The organism is Paracoccus albus, assembly GCF_027913035.1.
In the GTDB taxonomy this organism is placed as follows: Bacteria; Pseudomonadota; Alphaproteobacteria; order Rhodobacterales; family Rhodobacteraceae; genus Paracoccus; species Paracoccus albus.
In genome coordinates this window covers 472212-497666 of the sequence record NZ_CP115775.1, presented here as the reverse complement: position 1 = coordinate 497666, position 25455 = coordinate 472212, and the positions used below count along the sequence as shown (strand labels likewise).

The window sequence follows — 25455 nt, the reverse complement described above, 5'->3', positions numbered from 1 at the left end:
CATGGAAACGCTATCAAACCTTGCGATGGGCTTTGGCCTTGCCCTGACACCGTTCACCCTGCTGCTGGCGATCATAGGCGCCTTTGTCGGCACGATCATCGGCGCATTGCCGGGGCTTGGCCCGTCCAACGGCGTGGCCCTGCTGATCCCGATCTCGTTCTCGATGGGTCTGGATGCGATATCGGCGCTCGTCCTGCTGACGTCGGTCTATTACGGTGCGATGTATGGCGGGCGGATCAGTTCGATCCTGCTGAACATCCCGGGTGACGAGCCTGCGATGATGACCACGCTGGACGGCTATCCGATGGCGCGACAAGGCATGGCCGGAGAGGCGCTTGTCGTGTCAGGGGTGGCATCCTTTGTCGGAGCGTTCCTTGCCACCATCGGCCTGATGATCTTCGCCCCCTACCTTGCCGGTGTGGCCTATAAATTCGGCCCGGCAGAGTATTTCGCGCTTTATATGCTCGCATTCTGCACGCTTGGCGGAATGGGTTCGAACAATCAGGCGAAAGCTGCTTTGTCCGCGTCCATCGGTCTGGCGCTTGCAATGGTCGGGCTGGACAAGACAACGGGTATGCCGCGTTTCACCTTCGGTGACCTGCACCTGCAGGATGGCATAGACTTCCTTGTCGCCATCGTTGGCCTTTTCGCCGTGGCAGAGATTTTCTTCTTCATCGAAACCCACGGCAAGGACAGTGCCATCGGCGTGAAGCTGGGCAAGATTCTTGTGCCTTGGAAGATGCTGAAGCGCACATCAGGTGCCATGCTGCGCGGAACCGGCATCGGCTTCATCGCGGGCGTTCTGCCGGGTGCGGGCGCCTCGCTGGGATCGTTCCTTGCCTATATGTCCGAGAAGTCGATCGCTCGCGACAAGGACACCTTCGGCAAGGGCAACCCAAAAGGCGTGGCAGCACCAGAAGCTGGCAACAACTCTGCCGCTGGCGGTGCCCTGGTTCCGATGCTGACGCTTGGTGTGCCTGGATCGGGCACCACGGCTGTTCTGCTGGCGCTTCTTCTGACGCTGAATATCACGCCCGGACCGCTGCTGTTCACCGAACGGCCAGAGGTTATCTGGTCGCTGATCGCCTCTCTGCTGATCGCGAATATCGTTCTGCTTCTGATGAACGTGCCGATGGTCAAGGTGTTCGTGCATATCCTGTCGGTGCCAGCATGGGTCCTGCTGCCGGGCGTGACCATGATCGCCTTCGTCGGCATCTACTCACTGACCGGGTCCAGCTTCGACATGCTGATGATGGTTGGCTTCGGTGTGCTTGGGTATGTCATGCGCAAGCTGGACATACCGACCGTGCCTGTCATCCTGGGCATTCTTCTGGGCAATGCGATGGAGGACAACCTGCGCCGGGCGATGGTGCTGTCCAATGGCGACTGGACCTATCTGTTCAGCACCCCCATCGCCATCGGCCTGTGGATCGCAGCGATTCTGGGCTTCATCGCGCCCATCTTCCTGCGCCGGTTGCTGAAGAAGCCGCCCATGCCAGAGAGCGATCCGACCATGGTCGGGGACTGATATCTAGGCAAATCAACTGAAGGGGGCGGGGCCGTGGGCCCTGCCCCTTCTTCGTTTTCGCATACCTTACCATCCACACCCTCCGATACATCGAGCCTGCCTTGCTCGACTTGCCCCGCCTTAAAAACGCCGTCACATTGACCGCAGAAAACAGCATCGGAGGCCGAGGATGCAGCGTGGAAAGCGAAACCTGATCACCGACGTCACCGGGCTGCAGGTCGGCAATGCCAGTGACGACCATCTGCGTTCCGGGACGACCGTTCTATGCGGCGATGCACCTTTTGCCGCCGCCGTTCATGTGATGGGCGGTGCGCCGGGCACGCGCGACACCGACCTGCTGGCGCCCGACAAACTGGTGCAAGAGGTCGACGCGATCTTCCTGTCAGGCGGCTCTGCCTTCGGTCTTGCAGCGGGTGATGGCGTGATGGACGGGTTGCGCGCCCAGGGCCGTGGGTTCGAGGTCGGAACAGTAAGGGTGCCCATTGTGCCGGGTGCGATCGTGTTCGACCTGACGAATGGTGGCGATAAGCAATGGACTGAAAACCCATATTCCAACCTTGGACGCGCGGCACTGAGCAATGCCGCGCTTGATTTCGCCATCGGCACGAACGGTGCCGGAACCGGCGCGATGACGCGGCAACTCAAGGGCGGTTTGGGATCCGCCTCCGCCGTGCTGGACTGTGGCATCACGGTCGGCGCGTTGGTGGTGGTCAATGCCCTTGGCTCTGCCGTTGCACCCGGCAGGCGACAGTTCTGGGCCGCACCTTGGGAATTGGGCGATGAGTTCGGGGGGCTGGGCATTTCACAACAGGCGGATCCGGGCGCGGAATTCCTGCCTGAGAAGCAACTGGGCGAAGCGACCACCATTGCGATCGTCGCCACCGACGCAAAGCTGAGCAAACCGGCGCTTCAGCGCATGGCAACGGCCGCGCATGACGGGATGGCCCGCGCTCTGGTGCCAAGCCACACCCCATTCGATGGCGATCTGGTTTTTGCAGTCTCGACCGGGGCAAAGGATCTGCCTGACCCCGTCGTCACACCATTTCAACTGGGCCACGCAGCCGCATCGACGCTTGCACGGGCCATCGCGCGGGGGGTTCACGCAGCAACCCCGAAGGCCGGCGATCTTCAGCCTTGCTGGTCGCAACTATAGCAAAGGCGGGACACAATGTGCCCCGCCCCAATGCTGACTTCAAACCGGATCAGCGGTAGATATAGATGATCTGGCGGTTCTCGGGGTTCACCAGAACCTGCTGCCCGTTGATCGTGACATAGCGGTATTCAGGCGCATCCGGCACCTCATACAGCGTCACCTCTTCCGGGACGCCCGCGCCGACCACGACCTCTCCATCAAGGATCACCGGCTCTTGCGGGTTCGCCTCGATATAGGTTGTGACCTCCTGCGTCGGCTCTGTCGCTGTGGCGCCGGCGGCCGTACCGGCTGTGGCACCGACGATGGCACCCAGCGGCCCTGCGATCAGCGCACCCATAGCGGCACCCGTTGCGCCACCGACTGCGGCGTTCTGGCCCTGCTCGGCCTCGTCAATCTCGGGCGCTTCAATCACCGTTACATTGACTTCTTCGCGGTTGGGATAGATCGGCAGGAATTCTTCACCAACCTTGGCCGCGATATAGTCTCCATATGCCCAGCCGGTCATATCATTGTAAACGACTTCGCACCAGTTTGCCGATTCAATACAGCCATTGACCGTCACTTCATCACCACCGGCGATCACGCCAGTGACCTCGTGCTGGACACCGGGGCCCGCGCGCATGTTCAGATCAGTACCGGCTGTGGCCATCGTCTGGGCGAAAGCCGAACCAGCCAGAGCCATAGACGCGACGGCAGTCATTCCAAGTAGATTACGCATAGCAGTCTCCTTTTCCTTGTACGGGCAGCACTGGCCCGATTGCGGAAGAAAGAACGTCATCCGGCTCACCGTTGCATCACATATTCTTGCTGCAACAAAGGTTAAGCCATCAAGACGATGTGGGCCCTAGAAGCCTTCCGAGCCCAGAGTGCGCAGCCTGGCCCGGTGCTGGGCCTCAAAGTGACGTCGGGCGAGATAGGCTGAAATCAGACTGAGCGGGCCTGCCTCAACCTCGATCTTGTCGGTCAGACGGCTGCCGTCAGCCGCCGGGGTCACCGCGAGGGTGTGCTTGAAGATTTGCTTACCCGAACGCCCATGAGTTTCGCGCAGGATCAAACGCTCGTGATCACATGCAAGCACCTCGACATCGTAGACCAGCCGCAGACCGAGCGTTGATCGGCGCGACAGGAAGCGCTGCCCGCGTTCAATCCGTTCGCCGGGTAAAGCTTCAAAGGCGACAACACCCCGCATCGCTTGCTGAAACCGGCTGACCTCTGTGACCAATGCCCATAGTCGAGCCGAAGCAACGGCATAGTCGTTCTGAATGATAATCGTGTGCATCCGTCAACCCACTTTCTGGCCCGGAAAGGGGGAGGGGCGACACGCATGAACGCGCCGCCCCTGAGAGATAACGTCAAGAGGGAACATTTTGACGTTGCCCTCCAACGCCGCTGGGCAGCGATAGGTTGCATCACATCATGCCTATATTTTGGCACAGGGCTTTCACTTGTCATTGCAGCCCAAAAGCGCCAGCGTAATAACAACACAATCCGAGGAGAGAGAGATGAACCAGCACCCCACAGACCTTAAGATGCTATTGAAGGACCCCTCGCTTCTGGAGACCCGTGGCTATGTAGATGGCGCGTGGGTGGATGCAGAAGATGGTTCGACTTTTGCCGTCACAAACCCAGCCCGCGGAGACGTGATTGCCGAAGTAGCCGACCTGACACGCAATGATGCCGCGCGCGCCATAGAAGCCGCAGCAAAAGCGATGAAAGACTGGGCCGCGCGTACCGCCAAAGAACGCGCACAGATCATGCGCAAGTGGTTCGATCTGATGATGGAAAATCAGGACGATCTGGGCCGTATACTGACCGCCGAAATGGGCAAACCGCTGGCCGAGGCAAAAGGCGAGATCGCCTATGGTGCCAGCTTCATCGAATGGTTCGGCGAAGAAGCAAAGCGGATCTACGGTGAAACCATCCCTGGCCACATGCCTGACAAGCGCCTGACCGTGATCCGCCAGCCGATTGGCGTCGCCGCATCCATCACGCCCTGGAACTTCCCGAATGCGATGATCACCCGCAAATGCGCGCCGGCACTGGCCGCCGGTTGCGGCTTTGTCGCGCGCCCCGCGGCGGAAACACCGCTTTCGGCAATTGCTCTGGCCGTGCTGGGCGAAAGGGCCGGTCTGCCGAAGGGTATATTCAATGTCGTTCCCTCCTCGCGCTCTTCCGAGATCGGCAAGGAATTCTGCGAAAACCCCAATGTTCGCAAGCTGACCTTCACCGGCTCGACCGAGGTGGGCCGCATCCTTTTGCGGCAGGCTGCCGATCAGGTTCTGAAATGCAGCATGGAACTGGGGGGCAACGCGCCCTTCATCGTGTTTGACGACGCGGATCTTGATGCTGCGGTCGAAGGGGCCATGGCATCGAAATTCCGCAACAACGGCCAGACATGCGTATGTGCCAACCGCATCTACGTTCAGGACGGGGTCTATGACGCCTTTGCCGACAAACTGGCCGCTGCCGTCGAAAAACTGCGCGTTGGCGACGGCTTGGAAGATGGCGTGACAACCGGGCCGCTTATCAATGAGGACGCGGTGGAAAAGGTCGAGGATCACATCAAGGATGTTCTTGACGGTGGCGGCAAGGTCGCAACCGGCGGCAAGAGAAAAGGCGGTCTGTTCTTCGAACCGACCGTCGTGACAGGCGTGACGGACGACATGAAAGTGGCGACAGAGGAAACATTCGGCCCCCTCGCCCCCTTGTTCCGATTCAAGACAGAGGAAGAGGCGATCGAAAAAGCCAACAACACGATCTTCGGCCTGGCCAGCTATTTCTACGCGCGTGACATCGGTCGGATCACCCGCGTTCAGGAAGGGCTGGAATACGGGATCGTCGGCGTGAACACCGGCATCATCTCGACCGAGGTGGCACCCTTTGGCGGGGTCAAGCAATCCGGTCTTGGACGCGAAGGAAGCCGCCACGGGATCGACGACTTTCTGGAGCTGAAATATATCTGCCTGTCTATCTGACGGACTGCTCACGCACGAACACGAAATCGCGAATCCGGCCGTTTGCAGAGAGGCATTCGGCCGCTTTTGCGCTAATCACAAATAAAACCGCCTGCGAAGCGGTTGGGCAGAATAACGAAGAATGAGGCATGTTATGTTTGGAAGAATCCTCTGCAGCGCAGCGCTTGCGGCCTGCCTGGCGCTGCCGGTCGCAGCCGAAAGCACGACGCAACCGGTCATTTTCGCCGTCGGCGCCACCGGAACGGCAGTCAGCGGTCAGGTCGTTGGCAGAGACACCGCAGATTTCACCCTTGTGGCAGAGGCAGGTCAGCGGATGACCGTCCGCATGAACACCGACAACCCGTCGGCCTACTTCAACATCTACGCGCCGGGTGATGTGCCGGGCGAATCTCAGGCAATTTATATCGGCAGCACTTCTGGCCTGTCGGCGGATCTGACCCTGCCGGAAAGCGGCACTTACCTGATCCGCACCTATTTGATGCCAAGCGCGGGACGCGAGAATGAAGCCGCCCGTTTTTCTTTGACCATCGACGTTGCCGGGCGCACACCGCAGAGCAATGACGTGGCCAACTCTCTGAATGCCGAGCCTGATTATTGGAAAGTGACAGGAATTACCGGCAGGCTGAACATCCGTTCCGAAGCATCGACCGGTTCGGCGATTGCGGGAACTGTTGCGAATGACGCGACCCTGCGCAATCTGGGCTGCGAAACGGTTGATGACCGGAACTGGTGCCGGGTCGAGACGACGAGCGGTGATGCGCTGAGCGGTTGGGCGGCGAGCGACTTTCTCACACAGACAACGGAACCTGCCGATAGCGCAGAGGCGCCAGCCGCAGCGCCGTCAGCCAATGCCGCACCGCGAGACAACGCGATTCAACCACCATCGGATATTACGCCCCCGTCCCAACCGCCGGCCGCGGCGCCTGCTGCACCTCAGGGAACAACAGCCCCCGCTGACCGGCCTGCTGTCGTTGCAACCCGACCGCCCGTCGCACCACCGACAAAAATTCCGCTTGGCGGAACAGCCCGGCCGGCCGAGCCATCAGCGACATCGCCAAAGCCGGCACCCAAGCCTGCGCAAAGCAATTCCGTCGCGCCTGCTGCCGATAACGCGGCCAGTGGTTCGCTGCCTTGTTCGACTTCCTTGGGATGCCGACCCGAGACTGCGCCTTCAGCGTAACGCGCAACGGGCATGGCGCTGCTGCCCTGCGCGTGAACTGGCCCGACGGCGGTTCGCGCGAGATCCGGTTCCAGAACGGCGCACCTGTCCCGGTCGCAAATCAGACGACTGAACGTCGCGGCGATTTGACCGTCATCGAGATCGGGAATGAGCGCTACGAGGTGCCGGACGCCGTTATCAACGGCGGCTGATCGGTGCTGAAAGTCTGGCGATATCGCCACAAGCCCGTCGCCTGACCATTCTTTGAGGCGAAAAAACGCCGACACATCGTTCCAATAAAAAAGCGCGGGCGGCCCGATCAGGCTGCCCGCGCTTTCCAATTCCGAAGAATCAGTTGTCGTCGTCATTCTCGTCGGATTCCGGCAGGTTGAAGAAGCTGTCAGCATCCAGATCCTGCTCTGGCTTTTCTTCCTCATCATCGCGCGACAGGCTGAAATTTTCCAAACCGGCAATCGCCGTCGGCAAGCGCGGCTCTTCGGTCATGGAAAGCGACGTCTCGGTCGACACGAGCTTGCGACGCTCATCATCGGACATCACACCGCCTTCGGCCGCGCTCTTCTTCGCAGCCTTCTGCACGGCGGTATCCAGTTCGGACTGCTTGGCGAGGCCAAGAGCCACCGGGTCGATGGGCTGAATGTTCTGGATATTCCAATGCGTCCGCTCGCGGATCGCCTGAATGGTCGGCTTGGTCGTGCCCACCAGCTTTGCGATCTGCGAGTCCGCCAGTTCAGGGTGGAACTTCACCAGCCAAAGAATGGCCGCCGGACGGTCCTGACGCTTGGACAGCGGTGTGTAGCGCGGACCACGCCGCTTTTCTTCACCCTCGGCAGCCGGGTTATGCTTCAGCTTCAGCTTGTATGCAGGGTCTTTCTGACCCTTCTCAATCTCGGAATGGTCAAGCTGATGCGAGGCGATGGGATCGAAGCCTTTGACACCAGTCGCCACGTCGCCATCGGCAATGCCCTGAATTTCCAGTTCATGCATCCCAACGAAATCGGCGATCTGCTTGAAGCTCAACGTTGTGTTGTCGATCAGCCAGACGGCGGTGGCTTTGGCCATAAGCGGTTTGTTCATCGGACTTCTCCTTGGGCATATCTTTCCCGGCCGGGAAAACGGCGTTTTGGCGAAGCCATCCACGTTTTCGGGAAAATTCGCAGCCTATATAGGCCCGAATGCGGCAAAGGGGAAGGCCAAATCGTGACTTCGCGGGATGCGCGGGCGGGCGCAATCCCCTATGAAAGGACAACAAAGCCGACAGAGGGGCATCATGCGTCATCTTATCGCCGCCATCATCACGAGCAGTATCGGTCTGCCAGCTGCCGCCCAGAACCACCGCGCGGGTGATTTCGACTATTACGTTCTGGCGCTGAGTTGGTCCCCCAACTGGTGCGCATCCGCTGGCGACAAGCGCGGCACGACCCAATGCGACGCAGGCCAGAAGGTTGATTTCAACCTTCATGGCCTGTGGCCGCAATATGAACAGGGCTGGCCATCGAACTGCCGAACCGCCGAACGCGATCCGTCCCGGCGTGAAAGTGAAGCGATGTCCGATATCATGGGCTCCGGCGGGCTGGCATGGTATCAATGGCAAAAGCACGGACGCTGCACAGGCCTGTCGGCAGCGGGCTACTATGACGCGACCCGGGACGCTTGGGACGTTGTCACCCTGCCCGACTATTTCGTCGACCTGGACAAGGATATTTCGATCCCGCCGAAGCTGATCGAGGATGCGTTTATCGAATACAACCCCGGCATGAGCGCCGACGGCATCACCGTCACCTGCCGTGGCGAGGACCTGCAAGAGGTCCGCATCTGCCTGACCAAAGACCTTGAGCCCCGTGATTGCGCACCCGATATACGCCGCGATTGTGACCGCGATGCCGTGATCATGGAGAGGGTGCGCTAAGCAGCCGGGCGCTCAGTCGTTTGCTACCTTCAGCACGATCTTTCCGATATGTGCACTGCTTTCCATGCGCCGATGCGCCTCTGCCGCACTGGCCAGCGGGTACTCACTGTCGATCAGAATACGGACCTTGCCAGCGGCGATGATGGGCCACAATTTTTCGTGCAATTGCGCGGCAATCGCCGCCTTTGCACCATCCGATTGCGGTCGCAGGGTTGAGCCGGTAATGGTCAGCCTGCGCGTCATGACATGGGCAAAGTTGATCTCTGCCTTCGGGCCCTGCAGAAAGGCAATCTGCACAAGCCTGCCATCCATATCCAGCGATTTCAGGTTCTTCGCGATGTAGTCGCCGCCAACCATATCCAGAATCAGATCGGCACCACCCGCTTCTTGCAACACCTTCACGAAATCCTCGGTCGTATAGTTTATCGCTATAGCCCCGAGGGCAGAGATCGCACGACATTTTTCGTCAGAGCCAGCCGTGGCCCAGACCCTTGCGCCGATAGAGCGCGCCAATTGGATGGCCATCGTACCGATACCCGATGACCCTCCATGAACCAGAAAACGCTCGCCGGCCTGTAATCCGCCGCGCATGATGACGTTCGACCACACGGTATAGGCGGTCTCGGGCAGGGCCGCGGCCTCTCGCATCGTCATCCCTTCGGGGATCGGCAGCGCATGGCGTGCGTTGCAGGCCACATATTCGGCATATCCGCCACCGGGCAGCAGGGCGCAAACCTTGTCGCCGATGTTCCATTCGCTGACGCCGCTGCCGAGGGCCACAACCGTTCCCGCGCCCTCCAGACCGGGAAGATCGGATGCGCCTGGTGGCGGTGCATATGTCCCCTGTCGCTGCGCCACATCGGGCCGGTTCACCCCGGCATATGCAAGCCGGATCACGATCTGGTCGTGTCCCGGCATCGGCACCGGCCTTTTCGTTTCGACAAGCACCTCTGGAGCGCCGGATTCCGAGATCTCGACCGCGCGCATCGAATCGGGAACCGTCATACCTCGCCCTCCTGGGTCGTTGACTTGGGCGCACGGATCCAGCCGGTTGCGAGATCTGTCAGCACACTGACACCAGGCACCTTTCTTGCAGAGGCTTTCATTTTTTCGAACCGCATGACACCGTCGATACGGCGGTCGATAAATGCGCGGGTATCGCGATGATCCTCGGACGGATCGCCCAGCCAATACAGCACGGTGGCCGCATAGACAGCGCCAAGCGTCATACGCTTCGAATACCAGTTCACGTCGCGCGAGCTATCGCTCAGGCCATTCCAGATCGTGTCAGCGGTTTCCCAGATCAGACGCGCCCCGAGCGGTTGGTTCTGCGGCAGTGCCATCGTCGCGGACGCGGCCCTGACGAGTTCGGCATCGGCGAACTCAAGACGCTGCCAGATCGCGTCGGCAATTCGGTCGCGGATCTTGCCGCCGGGCATTTCGGCCATCCATTCAGCCAGCCGCCGATCGTCGCGCCGGTGTATCCATGCCGCCAGATCGGCGCCGCCGCCGGGAAAAAAGGCGATGGCGACATCCCCGGACAGGCCGATGTCACGGGCGCCCGCCCGCAGCGCCTTTTCGTTCATACCCTCGAATGGCACATGCTGGATGGCGGCCGTAGCCAGTCTGTCGCGCGTGTCGGTCATATTCCCCTCCGGGCTGGACAAATGCACAAATGCAGCCTATATGGCTGCTTCCTGCAATTTCGATCAACTTTAACCTAGGAAGGTGGTGACAACCACATGCAGGTGAACGTTCGCGACAATAACGTCGAACAGGCGATGCGCGCACTGAAGAAAAAACTTCAGCGCGAGGGCGTGTTCCGTGAAATGAAGCTGAAGCAACATTTCGAGAAGCCGTCCGTCAAGAAGGCCCGTGAAAAGGCCGAGGCCGTGCGCCGCGCCCGCAAGCTGGCCCGTAAAAAGGCACAGCGCGAAGGCGCTCTGTAAGACGAGCGAACCGAATAAGGTTCAAAGACCCCCGTTGGCATTTGCCCGCGGGGGTTTTCTTTTCTGTAATGCGCTCGGCTTTTCGGAAAGAATGGCCGGGATAAGAGTTGAACCGCATCGCTTGAATTTCTGCCGCTAGGAGACGCCATGACCCAGATCCTCCGATTCGTCGCCTTTGCGCTTCTTGCCGGATGTACTGCCCCCGCCCTGCCCGAGGATGAGCGCATCGACGGAATCGACTGGATCCTGACCGAGGTAAACGGACTGCCTTGGGTGCAGGACGTATCACTGCGCCTTGATGATGACCGGCTGACAGGTGTGGGACCGTGCAACGCCTATTCGGGCCGCAGGGAAGGCACGGCACCTGCTTTTGGTGCCCTTGATCTGTCCTCGACGTCTATGGCCTGCGCTGACGCTGCGCGGATGCAGGCAGAGGCAGAATACCTGAACATGTTACGCCAGGCGATCTCTGTGCGGCGCGATCATGGTCAGCTTGTTCTCAACGGGCCAGGATTGATGATGGTGTTTGAGCGGCGTGAGGCTCGTGGTGATGAGGTGTTCTGAGCGTCCGCCTTGGGTTCAGCGCGGCGCCTCAGCGCCTGTTCAGCCTTGACACCAGCCGGTCACGCGCAGGGGGAAGCGCTTTGGCGACATGGCCCGCCGCCAGCCATTTGTGCAGGAAGTGCCCGGTCAGTTGCAGCGCATGCTGCAGGTCATCATTGCTGGGTGGACCGCCCAGCATCGCAGGCAAACGCAACAGGCGCGGCGCATATTCGCCCGCTGCCTCGGCGGTGACCGCCCGGCCAGAGGATGGACTGACATAGCATAGCGGACCCTTGGCCCCGCTGATCGCGCAACGTGTCAGGTCAAGCCCAAAGCCCATCTCGTCCAGCAGCAGCATTTCCCAACGCACATAGTCAGCCGCCCAGTCCAGTCCTTCGTCCATCGCGTCCCACAGCGCCTCGGACGTATCGGCAAGACGGAGATGGGGATCACGCTCTGGCAGCGCAAACCGGAGCAGGGAGGCGGTCGCGTTCACCCCGTCCAATGCAAGCGCATCGCCCAGCAAGCCCGGTCGCGCACGGACCGGTTCCACCGTAAATGTGCCCAGCTGATCCTCCAGCCTTGCCCGCCACTGGACCGACAGCCTGGCGCCCAACTGAAGCAAAGCCGACTTCGACCTCCCCGCCCCGCCCGGCACGAGGCCAACCACGCGCCCTGCTTCGCGGCTGAGCACATCAAGGATGACCGCATTCTCTCCATGCGGGAAACGCCCGATGACTGTGCCTTCGCCGCGCCACTCCATCAGCTTGTAAAATCCGCGCTCGTCGCGCCGCTGAGACGGACCAGATCGTCGGGGATAATCGCAAATACATGGCGCGGCGTTCCTGCCGCCGCCCAGACCACGTCAAACTCAAGCAGACGCGGGTCGATGAACGCCGCAATGTCGCGAAGATGTCCGACCGGCGCCACACCGCCAATCGCAAAGCCGGTTTCCAACCGGATCAGCGCGGCGTCCGCCTTGCCAAGCGGCTGGCCTGCCGCCTGCTCGGCCTTCGCCGGATCGACCCGATTGCCACCTGCCGTCAGAAAAAGCACGGCATGACCATCCTCCTCACCCTTGAAGATGATGGATTTGGCGATCTGATCAATTTCGCAACCGACAGCCGCCGCGGCGTCGGCGGCGGTGCGCGTGTCATCCATCTCTCGAATCTCGGTGTTCAGGCCCGCATCTTTCAGCGCTGCCTCTACCCTTGCCAAACTCTTGCTCATCGCGCACTCCCTTTCATCAGCGAAAAGTAAGAGGGGCGCGATGGCGCAACAAGTCTATACATTGCTGGTTCAGGTCGGCAGGTCCAAAGGAGATGGGTTGCCAAAGGGCGCAACCGGAGCAGGTCTGGTCTGCTATGCCTCCGGCAAGGACGAAGCAGAGGCCGTGCGTGAAACGGTGGCAATCCTGAAACAGGCCGAAATGTCGCCTCTCGATGTCACCGGATATGGCACATTGGCCGAACGCGAGGCCGAAGGCCATGAAATCGACGAGCAGGAGCGCGCATTGATGCAACGCGCCCTGGACGAGAACGCCGTCATTATCGCCCAGATGGAACCTCTTTTCGGCGATACGGGCGACGAGGAGACGTTGCACTAGTCATGCGCGATTTTCCGCCGAAGCTTTTTGACCCGATCCGTCCGGTTTTCCTTACCCGGACACTAGGCTATCGTCGTTGCAAAGAAATCACCTCAATCACCAACGAGCAGGGATAGAATGAGCAGCAAATTCACCAGAATGACGATCACCGCAGCGACATTGGCCATCCTTTCGGCCTGTGGAGTGACCGGCGGCGGATCGGTCGCAACCGTATCCTCGGGTTCATCGGTATCGCCCGATCCGATCCCATCGGCCTCTCCCGCCTCTGAAGCGGGGCTGCAACGCTGGATCGCAGGGTTCCGGTCACGTGCACTGTCCGCCGGCGTCAGCGCAACCGTCTATGACAATGCGATGCGCATTGCCCGCTATAATCCCGAAGTCATACGGCTGGACCGCCGTCAGGCAGAGTTCAATCGCCCGGTATGGGAATATCTGGACAGCGCGGCATCCGACAGCCGCACCACCAAAGGTCGCGGGCTGGCGCGGACCTATTCCGGCACGCTTGGTCAGATCGAAAGCCGTTACGGCGTCGATCGCAATATCGTGATGGCCATCTGGGGGATGGAATCCAACTTTGGCGGCAATCGCGGGCGGATGCAGATCATTCCGTCGCTCGCGACACTTGCCTATGACGGCCGCCGGGGCGAAATGTTCTCGCGACAGCTTATCGCCGCGCTCAAGATCATTCAGGCGGGCGACGTGAACCCCTCGGGTATGCTGGGTAGCTGGGCCGGTGCGATGGGGCACACGCAGTTCATGCCAACGTCGTATCTGGAATATGCCGTCGATTTCAACGGCGACGGTCGCCGCGATATCTGGTCGGACGATCCGACGGATTCGCTGGCGTCGACGGCTGCATATCTGCGCCGCTCCGGCTGGGTGACGGGGCTTCCGGCGGTTGTCGAGGTGCGGCTGCCGCAGGGCTTCAACTATAGCCAGACCGGCCGCAGCAACACCAAATCCGGCAGCGCATGGGCGGCACAGGGCGTACATTCGGTCAGCGGTCAATCGCTGCCATCGGGTGGAATCATTGCACCGGCAGGCCGCTCTGGTCCGGCCTTCCTTGTTACCCGGAACTTCATGGCGCTGCGTGCCTATAACGCATCGGACAATTATTCGCTGGGCGTGGCGATGCTGGCCAACCGCATCAGCGGCGGGCCGGGGATTGTCGGCAGTTTCCCGCGTGAGGCGGGATCGCTTACGCATAACCAGAAAGAAGAAGTGCAGCGGTTGCTGAACCGTCTGGGATATAATGTGGGTGAGCCGGACGGCGCGATTGGCGAAAACACCATTGCCGGGATCAAGGCCTTCCAACGCCGGATCGGGGTGGAGCAGGACGGTTACGCCAACACCACGCTTCTGCAACAACTGCGTTCGGCAACCTGAACCTGAAGGGACAGGACCGGGGGCTCTGCCCCCGGACCCCCGAGGTATTTGACCACCAAAGAAAGCGGCGCGGCAAATGGTCAGCGCCGCTTTTCTGTTCAGGCGTTCTCTTCTTCCTCAACGGCTCGACCACCGACAACGCCAAGCGATTTCAGCTTGCGGTGAAGGGCGCTGCGTTCCATCCCGACGAATTGCGCGGTGCGGCTGATATTTCCGCCAAAGCGATTGATCTGGTTGACCAGATATTCGCGCTCGAAAAGCTCTCGCGCTTCGCGCAAGGGAAGTGCGGTGATGCGGGGGCCAAGAGTCAACGTATCGGCACCTTCGCCCTCGGCTGATTGTCCTTGCAGCTCCGCCGGGGTGATCGGCCCGGTATCTTCTGCGAGGATCAGCACCCGCTCTATCACATTGCGAAGCTGGCGGATATTGCCAGGCCATTCCATCGCCTGAAGCGCGTTCGAGCTGTCCTCACCGATATCGCGAAGCGGCAGGCCCTGTTCTTCGTGGAATTGCTGGGCGAAATGGGCCGCGAGCATCGGAATATCCTCTCGCCTTTCGGCAAGCGACGGGATCGCAAGCGGCACGACGTTCAGCCGGTCGAAAAGTTCCTGACGGAAGCGGCCAGCGGCGATTTCAGCAGGCAGATCGCGATTGGTTGAAGAAATGACCCGCAGATCTACGCGCACCTTGTCTGATCCGCCCGCACGAGCGAATTGCTGTTCAGTCAGGACACGCAGGATCTTGGGCTGCGTGCCGACGGGCATATCGGCCACCTCGTCGAAATAGATCACCCCGCCATGCGCCTGTTCCAGCAGGCCGGGTTCAATGCCGCGGTCCGGGCTTTCACGGCCAAACAAAACCTCTTCCATGCGTTCGGGTTCGATTGTCGCGCAGGGAACGACGATGAAGGGCGCGCTAGCGCGTGGGCTTTGGGCATGGATATAGCGCGCGGCGAGTTCCTTGCCCGCGCCCGGCTCTCCCGACAGCATGACCCGGCCATTCGATTTCGCCAGCTTGTCCAGCTGGTCGCGCATCCGCTTGAAAGAGGCAGAGTTTCCCAGCATGTCCGCCGCCTTGACCTCGCCCCGGCGCAGTTGCGCATTTTCGCGGCGCAGCCTGTTGGTTTCCATCGCGCGATTGATGACCACCATGAGCTGGTCGATGTTGAAAGGCTTTTCGATGAAGTCATAGGCCCCCTGCCGGATGGCAGCGACCGCAATTTCAATATTGCCGTGTCCGGATATGATGATGACAGGCACATCGGGATTGTTGCGCTTTACCTGCTTGAGGATATCGATGCCGTCCATCCGGCTGTCTTTCAGCCAGATATCAAGGATCATCAGCGCGGGTTCTGCATCATTCAGCGCCTCTATCGCATCGTCCGAATTTGCCGCTGTCCGGGTCGAAAAGCCTTCATCTTCCAGGATGTCCGCGATCAGCTCTCGGATATCCTTTTCGTCGTCAACGATCAGAATGTCACTCATATCTGGTCCTGCTCTTTGTTTTTGCGTGCAATACGCACGGGATTGCGTTCACGGGGCAGCCGCAACTCGGCAAGGGCGCCACGCTGGGGCGCATCGGTAAGGATGAAGCTGCCGCCGTGCTCTTCAACGATCTTCTTCACGATAGGCAGGCCAAGGCCGGTCCCGCCTTTTTTCAGGGTCACATAGGGCTCAAACAGTCTTGAGCGGTCTTCGGGCAGGCCGTGACCATTATCTGCGATGGAGATCGTCACCGCATCGGGGTTCTCGGTCAGAGCTACCTGGATTTCGGGTCGCCAGCCTTCGGGCGCGTCTTCCCGGTAGTCATCAATGGCTTCGGCAGCGTTCTTGATCAGATTGGTGAACACCTGCGCCATCATCGTTGCGTCGCAGTCGATCCGCACCGGATCGGCTGGAATATCGGACACAAGTTCCGCCTTTACCGCATCTTGCTGCAGAAGCAGCGTATCGCGCAGAAGCTTGGCTATATCGGTCTCTCTGCGGTCGGGTTCGGGCATGCGCGCGAAGCGCGAGAAGTCATCAATGATCCGGCGCAAGTCATTGGTCTGGCGGATAATGACATCGACGTAGGAATCGACACTCTCACGCTCTGCCTCATCAACGGCGATCTTGTTGAACTTGCGGCGCAAACGCTCTGCCGAAAGCTGGATCGGCGTCAGCGGGTTCTTGATCTCATGGGCAACGCGGCGTGCGACATCACCCCATGCAGCCATACGCTGCGCGCTGACCAGTTCCGTTACATCGTCGAAGGCGACAACATAGCCCTCCAGCCCGCCATCTATGCCATGCCGCACCGCCATGCGCACCAGCAGGCTCTCCATCCGCGTTTCACGCACCAGCCGGATTTCATCCTGAACGGATTCCGCGACAGAACCTGACAGACGTTCCAGCAGCGGCGCAAATTCCGGAACGACCTCGGACAGCGGGCGGTCATGATCACGCGCCGGATCCACGCCGACCATGCGGGCGGCAGATCGGTTCAGGAAGTCAACATCGCCGTCTTCATCCAGCCCGATCACGCCAGAGGTGACGCTGGACAGAACCGAGTCGAACAGCCGCCGCCTTTCGTCACTGTCGCGGTGGCTTTCGACCAGTTCTTCCCGCTGTGCCTTCAGCTGGCGGGTCATGCGGTTGAACGACTGGCCAAGCGTCTGGATTTCGTCGCCGGTATCGGCCTCGGGTATTTGCAAATCAAGATCGCCTTCACCGACACGTTCGGATGCCTCCGCAAGCCTGCCGATTGGCCGGGAAAGCCTTTCCGCGAACCAAAGCGCCAGCCACATCGCCGCGCCGACAAGCAACAGCGCGAAGCCCAGATACACCAGAGAGAACTCCAGCAGGACCCTGCCCCGGTCCTTCTCAAGCTCTCGGTATTCACCGATCGTTTCGCGCGTATCGTCCAGCAGGCCCAGCAAGCGGCCATCCACCTCGCGCGAGACATAGAGGAAGCGGTCGGCAAGCGGCGGCAGCGCGACCAATGCGCGGAAAGAATTCTGATCCCAATCTTCGATCAGAACGACACCATCGGAACGGGCCTTGTCGAACTGTTCGGGCGTTGGCTCCACATACCAGAAGTAATAGGACCGCTCACCGCGCGCGTGGATTTCACCGGCTGCATCGATCACATAGGCTTCGCGCAGACCGCGCTGAATGAGGTTCTGCTGCGCGGTCAGGATCACGCGAAGATCACCGTCGTTTATCAGCGGATCGGCGCGCGCGGACTCTCGCAGCGCCTCGGCGATGCTGCTTGCATCGACCGTCAGATCATCGCTGTGTTCGGTCTCGTATGCGACGGCGGCTGATTGCGCGTTTGTCACCACCTCTTTCACGCGATCAGAGAACCAGCCCTCCAATCCGATATTGATAACGACGCCAGCGAAAAGCGCGACCAGCACGGTTGGCACCATCGCGATCAGCGCAAAGATGCCGACAAGCCGCGCATGAAGTCGCGACCCGGCACTGGAGCGTTTTCGCGCTGCAGCAATCTGAGCAACGCGCATCAGCACAAGCCCCAGAACCAGCAGAAGGTAGACGAAATCCAGCACCAGGGCGAGGCTCAGCAACCGTGAACCACCTGTCACGCCGACTTTGCCCAATACGATAACGGTAAAAATCGCCAGCACCGGCGCTGCCGCGACAAGCGCCAGCGTCAGCCCCGTCCGGAGGCGGCGGCGCGCGATCATACGGGCCACTTTGTCGGCCAGTTGGCCACCGCGTAATGATGTCAGTCCAGGTGCTGACATGAACTCGTTCTGCTCGATCCTGCGCCGCTTACCGGCGGCGTCTTGTTGCGCAAACGCGACGGATTTCGCGCCGCTGTGACCGTTTTACATCACGCGACGGCGGCGTGTCACCTGAATATTCAGATCGCTCAGTTTCTTGCGTAGCGTATTGCGGTTAATTCCCAGCAATTCCGCGCATTTCAATTGGTTGCCCCCAGTCGCGTCAAGCGCGATTTCCAGCAGCGGAACCTCGATCTCACGCAGAACACGTTCGTAGAGGCCAGGCGGCGGCAGCTCGTCTCCGTGCAAATCGAAATATCGCTGCAAATGATCCGCGACAGAGGCGGAAAGCTGGCCGGGGTTTCCCGTGCCGCGCGGTGCCGCAGGTCTCGAATCCGAAGGGGCCTGCTGTGGCGGCTGACCGGGCAGATCGCGCAGCTCTTCCGGCGTCACCGGACCAGATCCGGTCAGGGCAAGCCGACGCAGAAGGTTCTCCAGTTGCCGCACATTGCCCGGGTAGTCGAGGCTGCGCAGTTCGGACAGGACCGCATCGCTCAGCGGCCTTTCTGCCAGTCCCTGCGCGGCGGCACGCGCCATCAGGTGCTTCGCCAGAGCCGGAATATCATCGCGACGAGAGCCCAGAGGCGGCACGGCGATGGTTGCGCCCGCCAAGCGATAGAACAGGTCGGCACGCAAGCGACCCTCATCCATGTCGCTTTGCGGATCCGGTCCCGCCGTCGATACAAGCCGGGGCGCATCGTCCGCACCGTCTGATTGTTCCAACAGCGCCAGCAGCCGCGTCTGCGCAGCGGGGTCAAACCCTGCCGGGTTTTCGACCAGCAGGGTGCCACCGCGCGAATCCTGCAATGCGCGCGCCAGGGAAGCGGAATCCCCGTCCGCAGGGGTAAGCACCACCAGCGGGCTGGCGCTGCGTTCGGATAACTCGTGCAGCGACTTGGCAATCGTGGTTTTCCCGACACCAGCCTGTCCGGTTACCATGACCGGCAGATCGGCATTCAAAACCTTTGCCACCAGCCGGAACAATGCCTGCATCGGCGCGGCGTGACCGATCAGGGGAATTTCCGGCTCTCGCCCCGCCGGAGTGGGGATGGCGATTTTGCTTTCGTCGACGCTGAGATCGGCCTTGCGGGGACGCCGCGACAACGCCTCGCGAGAGCGCGACAGCAGGTCCGGCAGATCGAACGGCTTGGGAAGATAGTCAAAGGCGGCGGCCTCGGTTGCGCGTATCGCCGTGACAATGGTGTTTTGCGCCGAGATCACGATAACCGGCATTTCCGGACGTGCCCTGCGGATGGCCGGAATTGTGTCGATGCCGTTGCCGTCAGGCATCATCACATCGGTCACGACCAGATCGCCGCGCCCTTCCTCGACCCATTTCAGCAATTGCTGAAGGCTGCCAGTCGCATGTACGCGGCACCCGGCACGGGTCAGTGCCTGCGTCAGGACCGTGCGAATGCTGCGGTCGTCATCGGCAATCAGAATGGTTCCGTCCATGAGTGTCAGGCCTTCGGTAATGAAAATCGGAAAATGGTGCGACCGGGGCGCGAATCTACGCGCAGCCAGCCGCCGTGGTCCGTCACTATTTTGGACACGAGCGCGAGGCCCAGCCCGGTCCCGTTCTCGCGCCCCGAAACGAATGGCTCGAATATCTGGGCAGAGATGGCATCCGGGATGCCCGGCCCATCATCTTCAATTTCTATTTGCAGCGGCAGCTTTCGACCGCGCGGGAAATCGGGCGTCGGACCAAGCCGCAACGCACCATCATAGAAGGTGCGGATGCGGATCGTCCGACCGCCAACGCCCTTTTCCAACACCTCTGCCGCGTTTTTCAACAGGTTCAGCGCAACCTGCATCAGCTGGTCATCATCGCCCAAAGCATCGGGCAGCGAAGGGTCGTATTCGGTTATGACTTCCAGATTCCGGGCAAAACCAAGCTCGGCAGAGCGTCGCGCTCGCTCGAGAATATCGTGAAGGTTGACCGTTTTCAGGTTCGGGGCAGTCGTGTCGCCAAAGCGTTCGACTTGGTCGAGAAGCGCAACGATACGGCGCGATTCCGTCACGATCAGATCCGTGAACTCCCGATCTTCATCACCGACATTCATCGACAAAAGCTGGGCTGCGCCCCGGATGCCCGACAAAGGATTCTTGATCTCATGGGCCAGCATTTCAGCCATTCCGATGGCCTGACGCGCGGCCTTGCGGGCGGCGTGGCCCGGCTCCATCACCTCGGCTGCATCGGTCGGCGCGATAAGGACGATCACCCCGCCCGGAAGGCTGTCCGGGGCTGCGCCAAGGTGCAGGTCACCGAAGCGCGGCTGGTGGCTGCCCGCTCGATCGCCAAGTTCGAACCGTACCCGTGGCTGACCGACCGGGCCGTGATTGTCATGAACGCGCCGGATCAGCGGCGCGATGTCCGGCGCGATACGCATTCGTGACTGGATCATCTCATCATCCAGCTTGTGGCCAAGCGCACTGCGCCGTGAGAGGTTCAGCCACAGCTCTGCCGCATCGTTCAGCCCGACCAGCCGCAGACCATCATCCAGCATAAGGCCGGGCAGTGGCAAAGCGTCAAAGCAGGGACCGGGGGCGAAGTTTGCGGCGAAGTTCATGCGGCAGCCCCGGCCTGCGCGCCGACAGCGTCCTGAAAAACATCGCCTATCGCTCGCAGCGTCTCCGACGGGCTTGCCGCGCGAAACAGCAATTGCTTGTGATGCGCCACGCCATTGGCCTCGGCATACCAACCAAGATGTTTGCGCGCGACCCGCAGGCCAACCTCGGCACCGTAGAAGGAAATCATCTCCTCATAATGTTCCGAGACGAGGTCCGACAGCGCAGCACCCGTCGGGATCATCGGTGCGGGCGTGCCATGCAGCTTGTGGGCGATTTCCGCAAGCTTCCACGGTGCGCCCTGAGCAGCGCGCCCGATCATCACTGCATTTGCCCCGGATGCACGCAGCGCTGCAAGCGCACTGCCAGCATCGCGAATATCGCCATTGGCAACCAACGGGGGTCGATCGGGCAGGTTTGCAACGCTTCTGATCGCGGCCCAGTCCGCCTGCCCGGTATAAAATTGCGACCGGGTCCGTCCGTGGACGGTCAACATCCTGACCCCTGCATCGCTTGCCCGACGCGACAGTTCAGGCGCGTTCAAGCAATCGCTGTCCCAACCGAGCCTCATTTTCAGCGTGACAGGCAGGTCGACAGCGCCGACCACCGCATCGACAAGGCTCAGTGCATGATCCAGATCGCGCATCAGTGCCGCACCCGACAGCCCGCCCGTCACCTTTTTGGCAGGACAGCCCATGTTGATGTCGATGACCTTTGCCCCCATACCCGCGACGATCCGGGCCGTTTCGGCCATCGGTGCGGCCTCGCGTCCCGCAATCTGAACAGAAACGGGTGTTCCGCCCTCGGTCAGCGCGCGGGCACGAACCGATGCCCTCGGGGACGGGCGGCTGGTGACCATCTCGGTTGAGGCGACCATCTCTGACACCACAAGCCCCGCCCCGAAACGCGCAACCATACGCCGGAACGGAAGATCGGTGATCCCGGCCATCGGCGCCAGAAACACCGGCACCGTAAGCGTGATCTCGCCGAGGCTGATCGGTTGCATGGGTCGTTTTTCTTTTATCATCATCATCGACACCTTAACGCCTCTGATTGGCGCAGTTGCGAGTTTCTAAAGCAGTTTGCGCCATCACAGGCCCTCGATAATCGCGTTTCTGCCCATTTTGTAGGCATTATAGCCGATCCGGCACAAAAAGAAGGCAATACCCGATCGACGCATTCGGGTGCATGGCTGGCGCGGTGCTTGCTGCATATGTATGGATTGCGCTATGGCAGGCGAAACCCGCCAGAAGAACCGCATATAACGGATCCAAAACGAAGGACAGACCGATGAAACTCCGCTACGCCGTGGCGCTTTTGCCGCTAGGCCTTGCCGCCTGTGATGAGCAGGCCCTGCAGGATTTCCGCATGCCCTGGGACCAGCCCGAAGAGGTCGAGCCAGCACCGGCACCGGCAGATCCGATGCAGACGCCGCTTGTCGCACCTTCCGTTTCGCCCAACGACGTCCCCGTCGAGGTAGAGGGCGAGCGCGCGCAGGTTGCCACCGCCGAAGCCCGGACGCTGAACGCCACCGGCTTCATGGCCCGCGGAAACGAGCCGTTCTGGCGCGTGGATGTCGCCGGTGGAACAGCGAATTACCAGACGCCAGAGAACCAGTCCGGCACAAATGTCGCCGTGAACCGGATCGTGTATCGCCAAGGTGTCGAGTATATCGGCGAATGGGGCGGTTCCGTGTTTGCGCTGAATATCCGCAGTGCCGAATGCACCGACAGCATGTCAGGTGAAACGTTCCCGATGACAGCATTGCTTCGTGTCGGCTCGCGCCGCGAACAGGGCTGCGCCATGCCGGCAGAGGCAGCGGCAAGCACCGAAGCCGCAGACGGCGCTGCCGAACAGGGCTGATCCAGCCGGCAAATTCCGGACGCTTCCTGCGTCCGGCATATGCGCAACACCGGGGCGGAAACCTGCCGCCCCAATGCGCGACGGCATTGGCGTAAGCCGCGCCGCCACCTATAGTCGCGCGAACCTATCGCCAAGGACGAATACATGCACAGCCGAATAAGCCCCGTGCTTCTCGCCTCGACAGCGCTTCTGACGATCTCGGTCAGCGCCCTAGGGGTTGGATCGCCCACCTTCGCTCAGACGCTGAACAGCTATGGCATGCCCGGCGTGATCGACACGCCAAGCGCAAACTCCCCGCCGGAGGGGGAGTTGTCTGCCACCGTCAGCCAAAGCGACTATGGCCGGCGTGTGACGCTTAGCTTTCAACCGGTGCCGCGCCTGACGGCCGCCTTGCGCTATTCGCAGATCGACGGCCTCGACCCGCAACGGGATTCGCTGAAAGACCGCAGCTTTGACATGCAGTTCAAGCTGTTGAACGAGAATGAGGGTTGGCAGCCCTCTGTCGCGGTGGGTTTGCGCGATTTCATGGGCACGGGCGTCTATTCCGGCGAATACCTGGTTGCGACAAAGACCATTTCGCCGCGCCTGCGTGTGTCGGGCGGCGTCGGCTGGGGCCGTCTGGCCGGTGCATGGCGGCAAACCGAATATGGGGACGAGGGCGGTAAACCGAATGTCGACGACTGGTTTACGGGTACCGCGAAACCCTTTGCATCTGTCGAGTGGCAGGCGACGGACAGCCTGTCGGTGCTGGCTGAGTATTCCTATGACGACTATGAGCCAGAGGTGAACGGCGGCGCCGAGGAACCCGACGGCAAGATCAACCTTGGTGTGAACTACCGCATTGGCGAAACCTATCAGATTGGGGCATATACTGTAGGTGGCAATGTGTTCGGCATTCGCGGCTCTGTCGCACTGAATGCCCGCAACTCCCCTTTCCCGTCCGGGCTTGAGCCCGCCCCGGCACCGGTCCGTCCGCGTCCTGCACGCAATGCGGACCCTGAAGGCTGGTCGGGCGCGTGGACGGCAGATGCAACGGCACATCCGGTCATCCAGAACGCGCTTGCAAAGGCTCTGGATAACGAAGGGCAGGAATTGCAATCAATGGCGCTGTCAGCCAACCGGGCCGAGGTGCGTATCGACAACCGGCGCTATCTGTCGCAGGCTGAAGCGATCGGGCGCACGGCGCGTCTGATGACCCGTGCCCTGCCCCCATCGGTTGAGACCTTCGTGATCACCTCGATGGAAAACGGGATGCCGGCTTCCTCGGTGGTGCTGCGCCGCTCGGATGTCGAGCAGCTGGAAAACACCGCCGCTGCACATATCGCGCAAAGGGCCGAAATCGTCGATGCACCGCAGCGCGACGCAGCTTTGGTCGCCACGCCGGGTCTTTATCCGAAGTTTAGCTGGGGTATCAAACCCTATGCCTCAGTTAGCCTTTTCGACCCCGATGAGCCTTATCGCTATGAGGTCGGGGCGACTGCGAGCGCGCGATATGAGATCGTTCCGGGCCTGATCCTGTCCGGCACCATCCGGCAGCGCCTTTTCGGCACGACAGAGCAGGAAGCGCCAGGCGGCGGCCTGACACCCGAGGAATATGATGAGCTCGGGACCGATGTGAACGAATTCGGCGTTCCGCGCGTGCGTTCCGACGGGCGAATGTACTCGGGCAACAATGACCCGGTCATCCCGAGGCTTACGCTGGCCTGGTACACCAAACCCACACAGCAGGTTTACACCCGCGTAACAGTTGGCTTGCTTGAACGTGCCTATGGTGGTGTTTCGGCTGAAGTCTTGTGGAAGCCCGTCGATTCCAGGCTTGCCCTGGGTGCCGAGGTGAACAGGGTGCGCAAGCGCGACTTCGATCAGTTGTTCAGCTTCCGCGACTATGAGGTTACGACCGGCCATGTATCCGCTTATTACGACTTCGGCGGCGGTATCTGGGGGCAGGTCGATATCGGCAAATACCTCGCCGGCGACAAAGGTGCTACGGTCGAAATCAATCGCGAATTTGAAAACGGCTGGCGCGTTGGGGCCTACGCCACGAAAACCGATATGAGCGAAGAGGAATTTGGCGAAGGCTCCTTCGACAAAGGTGTCCGGCTGTCCATTCCGGTCAGCTGGGCCACCGGCCAGCCCTCGACGAACCGCGTAGGTGGCACGATACGCTCACTGTCGCGTGATGGCGGTTCGCGCCTGCGCGTGGATGGTCGGCTTTATGATAAAGTCCGCGAAAGCCATACCGGCAATCTCTATGACGGATGGGGGAAATTCTGGCGATGACCAATATGCTGAAAACAGCCTCGACACTGGCGGCTGCGGTCCTGCTTTCGGCCTGCGGAACCTCCGATCCTGAAGGTGGCAGTTCGATCCTGGGGCAGCTGCGTCAGGCGGCCGCCCCGGTCGCTGCGCGCGTGACCGGCGGCAGTGACGCAGAGGCCCAGCAACCGGCGCCTCTGTCGCCTGAACAGATGGCCGCCCGCGCACTTGCCGCTAACCCGGCACCGCTTCTATTGGTTACGCTGGAAAGCACAGGCGCGACGCAGGTCATGGCCATGACCGGCGAGAATGGTGGGATGCGCACCTATATGACCACGAACGAACAGGCGCTGATCATGCGCGGCGGCATATTGATTGGCACGAAGGGTCTTGGGCATGACCTGTCCGTCGCAGAGGCCAGCAACTCGGCCTCACTGATCCGTTCTCGCCGTGCGGGACAATCCACCCGCGTCAACCGCTATATCGGAGGAGACAGCGTGGAGCGCCCGCTCAACCTGAATTGCACGGTCGCATTGGGCGAAGGGCAGAACTTCTCTTTCGCGGGAACGGGTTGGAGCGCGACGCAGGTGGTCGAGGCCTGTCAGGGCGGGGGTGTAGAAGTTCAGAACTCTTACCTCGTGACCTCTTCGGGCCAAATCCCCATCTCGCGGCAATGGATCAGCCCGGAACTGGGCTATGCCACGATCCAGACGATCCGGCCCTGAGCCGATCGGCACAAAAGCTAAGAGAGCAGCCCG

25 protein-coding genes are annotated in these 25455 nt (G+C 60.9%); 13 read left to right on the top strand and 12 right to left on the bottom strand.

Translation table 11 applies throughout. The annotated features are described in order from the left end of the window. Nucleotide 1 precedes the first annotated feature (1 nt). Together PAF20_RS02500 and PAF20_RS02495 are read left to right on the top strand one after the other, a co-directional pair. Nucleotides 2-1528 (top strand): tripartite tricarboxylate transporter permease, encoded by a 1527-nt coding sequence (locus PAF20_RS02500; protein WP_271072180.1) that lies wholly within the window; start codon nucleotides 2-4, stop codon nucleotides 1526-1528. Nucleotides 1529-1697: 169 nt separating this feature from the next. After that, nucleotides 1698-2681 carry a P1 family peptidase gene (locus PAF20_RS02495; RefSeq protein ID WP_271072179.1) on the top strand — a complete coding sequence of 328 codons (984 nt, stop codon included), beginning with the start codon at nucleotides 1698-1700 and terminating at the stop codon, nucleotides 2679-2681. 49 nt (nucleotides 2682-2730) lie between these two features. Here the strand turns inward: PAF20_RS02495 and PAF20_RS02490 are convergent, their stop codons facing one another. Together PAF20_RS02490 and PAF20_RS02485 are read right to left on the bottom strand one after the other, a co-directional pair. Beyond that, the gene (locus tag PAF20_RS02490) at nucleotides 2731-3399 is read right to left on the bottom strand and encodes a DUF1236 domain-containing protein (protein WP_271072178.1); all 669 of its coding nucleotides are present in this window, start codon (nucleotides 3397-3399) and stop codon (nucleotides 2731-2733) included. A gap of 126 nt (nucleotides 3400-3525) precedes the next feature. After that, nucleotides 3526-3960, bottom strand: a complete 435-nt coding sequence (locus PAF20_RS02485) for a hypothetical protein (RefSeq protein WP_271072177.1) — start codon at nucleotides 3958-3960, stop codon at nucleotides 3526-3528. Nucleotides 3961-4183: 223 nt separating this feature from the next. Here PAF20_RS02485 and PAF20_RS02480 point away from each other — a divergent pair, with 223 nt between their 5' ends. From PAF20_RS02480 to PAF20_RS02470, 3 genes are all read left to right on the top strand, one after another. Further along, on the top strand, nucleotides 4184-5656 hold the full coding sequence (locus tag PAF20_RS02480) for an NAD-dependent succinate-semialdehyde dehydrogenase (protein WP_271072176.1): 1473 nt from the start codon (nucleotides 4184-4186) through the stop codon (nucleotides 5654-5656). A 133-nt stretch (nucleotides 5657-5789) separates the two neighbouring features. Further along, nucleotides 5790-6836 carry an SH3 domain-containing protein gene (locus PAF20_RS02475; protein WP_271072175.1) on the top strand — a complete coding sequence of 349 codons (1047 nt, stop codon included), beginning with the start codon at nucleotides 5790-5792 and terminating at the stop codon, nucleotides 6834-6836. Further along, on the top strand, nucleotides 6788-7027 hold the full coding sequence (locus tag PAF20_RS02470; protein WP_271072174.1) for a hypothetical protein: 240 nt from the start codon (nucleotides 6788-6790) through the stop codon (nucleotides 7025-7027). Before PAF20_RS02475 ends, PAF20_RS02470 begins: the two co-directional genes overlap by 49 nt. A gap of 139 nt (nucleotides 7028-7166) precedes the next feature. Here PAF20_RS02470 and PAF20_RS02465 read toward each other — a convergent pair whose 3' ends face one another. Continuing rightward, a complete protein-coding gene (locus PAF20_RS02465) occupies nucleotides 7167-7910 on the bottom strand; it encodes a DUF1013 domain-containing protein (protein ID WP_271072173.1) in 744 nt (247 codons plus the stop codon). A 193-nt stretch (nucleotides 7911-8103) separates the two neighbouring features. Between PAF20_RS02465 and PAF20_RS02460 the strand changes: the two genes are divergently transcribed. After that, the gene (locus PAF20_RS02460; protein WP_271072172.1) at nucleotides 8104-8742 is read left to right on the top strand and encodes a ribonuclease T2 family protein; all 639 of its coding nucleotides are present in this window, start codon (nucleotides 8104-8106) and stop codon (nucleotides 8740-8742) included. A gap of 12 nt (nucleotides 8743-8754) precedes the next feature. Here the strand turns inward: PAF20_RS02460 and PAF20_RS02455 are convergent, their stop codons facing one another. Both PAF20_RS02455 and PAF20_RS02450 read right to left on the bottom strand, forming a co-directional pair. Continuing rightward, a complete protein-coding gene (locus PAF20_RS02455) occupies nucleotides 8755-9747 on the bottom strand; it encodes an NAD(P)H-quinone oxidoreductase (protein WP_271072171.1) in 993 nt (330 codons plus the stop codon). Continuing rightward, a complete protein-coding gene (locus tag PAF20_RS02450) occupies nucleotides 9744-10388 on the bottom strand; it encodes a COQ9 family protein (RefSeq protein WP_271072170.1) in 645 nt (214 codons plus the stop codon). The genes PAF20_RS02455 and PAF20_RS02450 overlap by 4 nt, the downstream gene beginning before the upstream one ends. A gap of 96 nt (nucleotides 10389-10484) precedes the next feature. Here PAF20_RS02450 and rpsU point away from each other — a divergent pair, with 96 nt between their 5' ends. Continuing rightward, nucleotides 10485-10691: a 30S ribosomal protein S21 gene (rpsU, locus tag PAF20_RS02445; protein WP_147098363.1), complete on the top strand. Its 207-nt coding sequence runs from the start codon at nucleotides 10485-10487 to the stop codon at nucleotides 10689-10691. A gap of 147 nt (nucleotides 10692-10838) precedes the next feature. Then, nucleotides 10839-11255, top strand: coding sequence for an META domain-containing protein (locus PAF20_RS02440; RefSeq protein WP_271072169.1), 417 nt, complete (start codon nucleotides 10839-10841; stop codon nucleotides 11253-11255). Between the two features lie 28 nt (nucleotides 11256-11283). Here the strand turns inward: PAF20_RS02440 and recO are convergent, their stop codons facing one another. Both recO and PAF20_RS02430 read right to left on the bottom strand, forming a co-directional pair. Next, on the bottom strand, nucleotides 11284-11997 hold the full coding sequence (recO, locus tag PAF20_RS02435) for a DNA repair protein RecO (RefSeq protein WP_271072168.1): 714 nt from the start codon (nucleotides 11995-11997) through the stop codon (nucleotides 11284-11286). Further along, entirely contained in the window at nucleotides 11997-12464 is a 468-nt protein-coding gene (locus PAF20_RS02430) for a YbaK/EbsC family protein (protein ID WP_271072167.1), read from the bottom strand. The genes recO and PAF20_RS02430 overlap by 1 nt, the downstream gene beginning before the upstream one ends. Before the next feature lie 40 nt (nucleotides 12465-12504). Between PAF20_RS02430 and PAF20_RS02425 the strand changes: the two genes are divergently transcribed. Both PAF20_RS02425 and PAF20_RS02420 read left to right on the top strand, forming a co-directional pair. Continuing rightward, nucleotides 12505-12840 (top strand): DUF8846 family protein, encoded by a 336-nt coding sequence (locus PAF20_RS02425; protein ID WP_271072166.1) that lies wholly within the window; start codon nucleotides 12505-12507, stop codon nucleotides 12838-12840. Nucleotides 12841-12957: 117 nt separating this feature from the next. Next, nucleotides 12958-14226, top strand: a complete 1269-nt coding sequence (locus PAF20_RS02420) for a lytic murein transglycosylase (protein ID WP_271072165.1) — start codon at nucleotides 12958-12960, stop codon at nucleotides 14224-14226. A gap of 98 nt (nucleotides 14227-14324) precedes the next feature. On the opposite strand, the gene ntrX is transcribed toward PAF20_RS02420, so the two are convergent. From ntrX to dusB, 5 genes are all read right to left on the bottom strand, one after another. Further along, nucleotides 14325-15710, bottom strand: coding sequence for a nitrogen assimilation response regulator NtrX (gene ntrX / locus PAF20_RS02415; RefSeq protein WP_271072164.1), 1386 nt, complete (start codon nucleotides 15708-15710; stop codon nucleotides 14325-14327). Then, nucleotides 15707-17911 carry a sensor histidine kinase NtrY-like gene (locus tag PAF20_RS02410; protein ID WP_271073237.1) on the bottom strand — a complete coding sequence of 735 codons (2205 nt, stop codon included), beginning with the start codon at nucleotides 17909-17911 and terminating at the stop codon, nucleotides 15707-15709. The genes ntrX and PAF20_RS02410 overlap by 4 nt, the downstream gene beginning before the upstream one ends. Before the next feature lie 144 nt (nucleotides 17912-18055). Beyond that, nucleotides 18056-19465: a response regulator gene (locus PAF20_RS02405; RefSeq protein ID WP_271072163.1), complete on the bottom strand. Its 1410-nt coding sequence runs from the start codon at nucleotides 19463-19465 to the stop codon at nucleotides 18056-18058. Nucleotides 19466-19470: 5 nt separating this feature from the next. After that, nucleotides 19471-20580 carry a two-component system sensor histidine kinase NtrB gene (locus PAF20_RS02400; RefSeq protein ID WP_271072162.1) on the bottom strand — a complete coding sequence of 370 codons (1110 nt, stop codon included), beginning with the start codon at nucleotides 20578-20580 and terminating at the stop codon, nucleotides 19471-19473. Continuing rightward, nucleotides 20577-21605: a tRNA dihydrouridine synthase DusB gene (gene dusB, locus PAF20_RS02395; RefSeq protein ID WP_271073236.1), complete on the bottom strand. Its 1029-nt coding sequence runs from the start codon at nucleotides 21603-21605 to the stop codon at nucleotides 20577-20579. The genes PAF20_RS02400 and dusB overlap by 4 nt, the downstream gene beginning before the upstream one ends. A 263-nt stretch (nucleotides 21606-21868) precedes the next feature. On the opposite strand from dusB, the gene PAF20_RS02390 reads away from it, so the two are divergent. The 3 genes from PAF20_RS02390 to PAF20_RS02380 all read left to right on the top strand — a co-directional run bounded on the left by PAF20_RS02390 (nucleotide 21869) and on the right by PAF20_RS02380 (nucleotide 25422). Continuing rightward, the gene (locus PAF20_RS02390; protein ID WP_271072161.1) at nucleotides 21869-22441 is read left to right on the top strand and encodes a hypothetical protein; all 573 of its coding nucleotides are present in this window, start codon (nucleotides 21869-21871) and stop codon (nucleotides 22439-22441) included. Nucleotides 22442-22585: 144 nt separating this feature from the next. Further along, nucleotides 22586-24721, top strand: coding sequence for a YjbH domain-containing protein (locus tag PAF20_RS02385; RefSeq protein ID WP_271072160.1), 2136 nt, complete (start codon nucleotides 22586-22588; stop codon nucleotides 24719-24721). Beyond that, complete coding sequence (locus tag PAF20_RS02380; protein ID WP_271072159.1) at nucleotides 24700-25422, top strand: YjbF family lipoprotein; 723 nt, start codon at nucleotides 24700-24702, stop codon at nucleotides 25420-25422. Before PAF20_RS02385 ends, PAF20_RS02380 begins: the two co-directional genes overlap by 22 nt. Nucleotides 25423-25455: the final 33 nt, after the last annotated feature.

What these genes read in the sequence shown, in the direction of transcription:
- PAF20_RS02500 (WP_271072180.1), top strand. Translation starts at nt 2, where the DNA reads ATGGAAACGCTATCAAACCTTGCGATGGGCTTTGGCCTTGCCCTGACA.
- PAF20_RS02495 (WP_271072179.1), top strand. Translation starts at nt 1,698, where the DNA reads ATGCAGCGTGGAAAGCGAAACCTGATCACCGACGTCACCGGGCTGCAG.
- PAF20_RS02490 (WP_271072178.1), bottom strand. Translation starts at nt 3,399, where the DNA reads ATGCGTAATCTACTTGGAATGACTGCCGTCGCGTCTATGGCTCTGGCT.
- PAF20_RS02485 (WP_271072177.1), bottom strand. Translation starts at nt 3,960, where the DNA reads ATGCACACGATTATCATTCAGAACGACTATGCCGTTGCTTCGGCTCGA.
- PAF20_RS02480 (WP_271072176.1), top strand. Translation starts at nt 4,184, where the DNA reads ATGAACCAGCACCCCACAGACCTTAAGATGCTATTGAAGGACCCCTCG.
- PAF20_RS02475 (WP_271072175.1), top strand. Translation starts at nt 5,790, where the DNA reads ATGTTTGGAAGAATCCTCTGCAGCGCAGCGCTTGCGGCCTGCCTGGCG.
- PAF20_RS02465 (WP_271072173.1), bottom strand. Translation starts at nt 7,910, where the DNA reads ATGAACAAACCGCTTATGGCCAAAGCCACCGCCGTCTGGCTGATCGAC.
- PAF20_RS02460 (WP_271072172.1), top strand. Translation starts at nt 8,104, where the DNA reads ATGCGTCATCTTATCGCCGCCATCATCACGAGCAGTATCGGTCTGCCA.
- PAF20_RS02455 (WP_271072171.1), bottom strand. Translation starts at nt 9,747, where the DNA reads ATGACGGTTCCCGATTCGATGCGCGCGGTCGAGATCTCGGAATCCGGC.
- PAF20_RS02450 (WP_271072170.1), bottom strand. Translation starts at nt 10,388, where the DNA reads ATGACCGACACGCGCGACAGACTGGCTACGGCCGCCATCCAGCATGTG.
- rpsU (WP_147098363.1), top strand. Translation starts at nt 10,485, where the DNA reads ATGCAGGTGAACGTTCGCGACAATAACGTCGAACAGGCGATGCGCGCA.
- PAF20_RS02440 (WP_271072169.1), top strand. Translation starts at nt 10,839, where the DNA reads ATGACCCAGATCCTCCGATTCGTCGCCTTTGCGCTTCTTGCCGGATGT.
- recO (WP_271072168.1), bottom strand. Translation starts at nt 11,997, where the DNA reads ATGGAGTGGCGCGGCGAAGGCACAGTCATCGGGCGTTTCCCGCATGGA.
- PAF20_RS02430 (WP_271072167.1), bottom strand. Translation starts at nt 12,464, where the DNA reads ATGAGCAAGAGTTTGGCAAGGGTAGAGGCAGCGCTGAAAGATGCGGGC.
- PAF20_RS02425 (WP_271072166.1), top strand. Translation starts at nt 12,505, where the DNA reads ATGGCGCAACAAGTCTATACATTGCTGGTTCAGGTCGGCAGGTCCAAA.
- PAF20_RS02420 (WP_271072165.1), top strand. Translation starts at nt 12,958, where the DNA reads ATGAGCAGCAAATTCACCAGAATGACGATCACCGCAGCGACATTGGCC.
- ntrX (WP_271072164.1), bottom strand. Translation starts at nt 15,710, where the DNA reads ATGAGTGACATTCTGATCGTTGACGACGAAAAGGATATCCGAGAGCTG.
- PAF20_RS02410 (WP_271073237.1), bottom strand. Translation starts at nt 17,911, where the DNA reads ATGATCGCGCGCCGCCGCCTCCGGACGGGGCTGACGCTGGCGCTTGTC.
- PAF20_RS02405 (WP_271072163.1), bottom strand. Translation starts at nt 19,465, where the DNA reads ATGGACGGAACCATTCTGATTGCCGATGACGACCGCAGCATTCGCACG.
- PAF20_RS02400 (WP_271072162.1), bottom strand. Translation starts at nt 20,580, where the DNA reads ATGAACTTCGCCGCAAACTTCGCCCCCGGTCCCTGCTTTGACGCTTTG.
- dusB (WP_271073236.1), bottom strand. Translation starts at nt 21,605, where the DNA reads ATGATAAAAGAAAAACGACCCATGCAACCGATCAGCCTCGGCGAGATC.
- PAF20_RS02390 (WP_271072161.1), top strand. Translation starts at nt 21,869, where the DNA reads ATGAAACTCCGCTACGCCGTGGCGCTTTTGCCGCTAGGCCTTGCCGCC.
- PAF20_RS02385 (WP_271072160.1), top strand. Translation starts at nt 22,586, where the DNA reads ATGCACAGCCGAATAAGCCCCGTGCTTCTCGCCTCGACAGCGCTTCTG.
- PAF20_RS02380 (WP_271072159.1), top strand. Translation starts at nt 24,700, where the DNA reads ATGGGGGAAATTCTGGCGATGACCAATATGCTGAAAACAGCCTCGACA.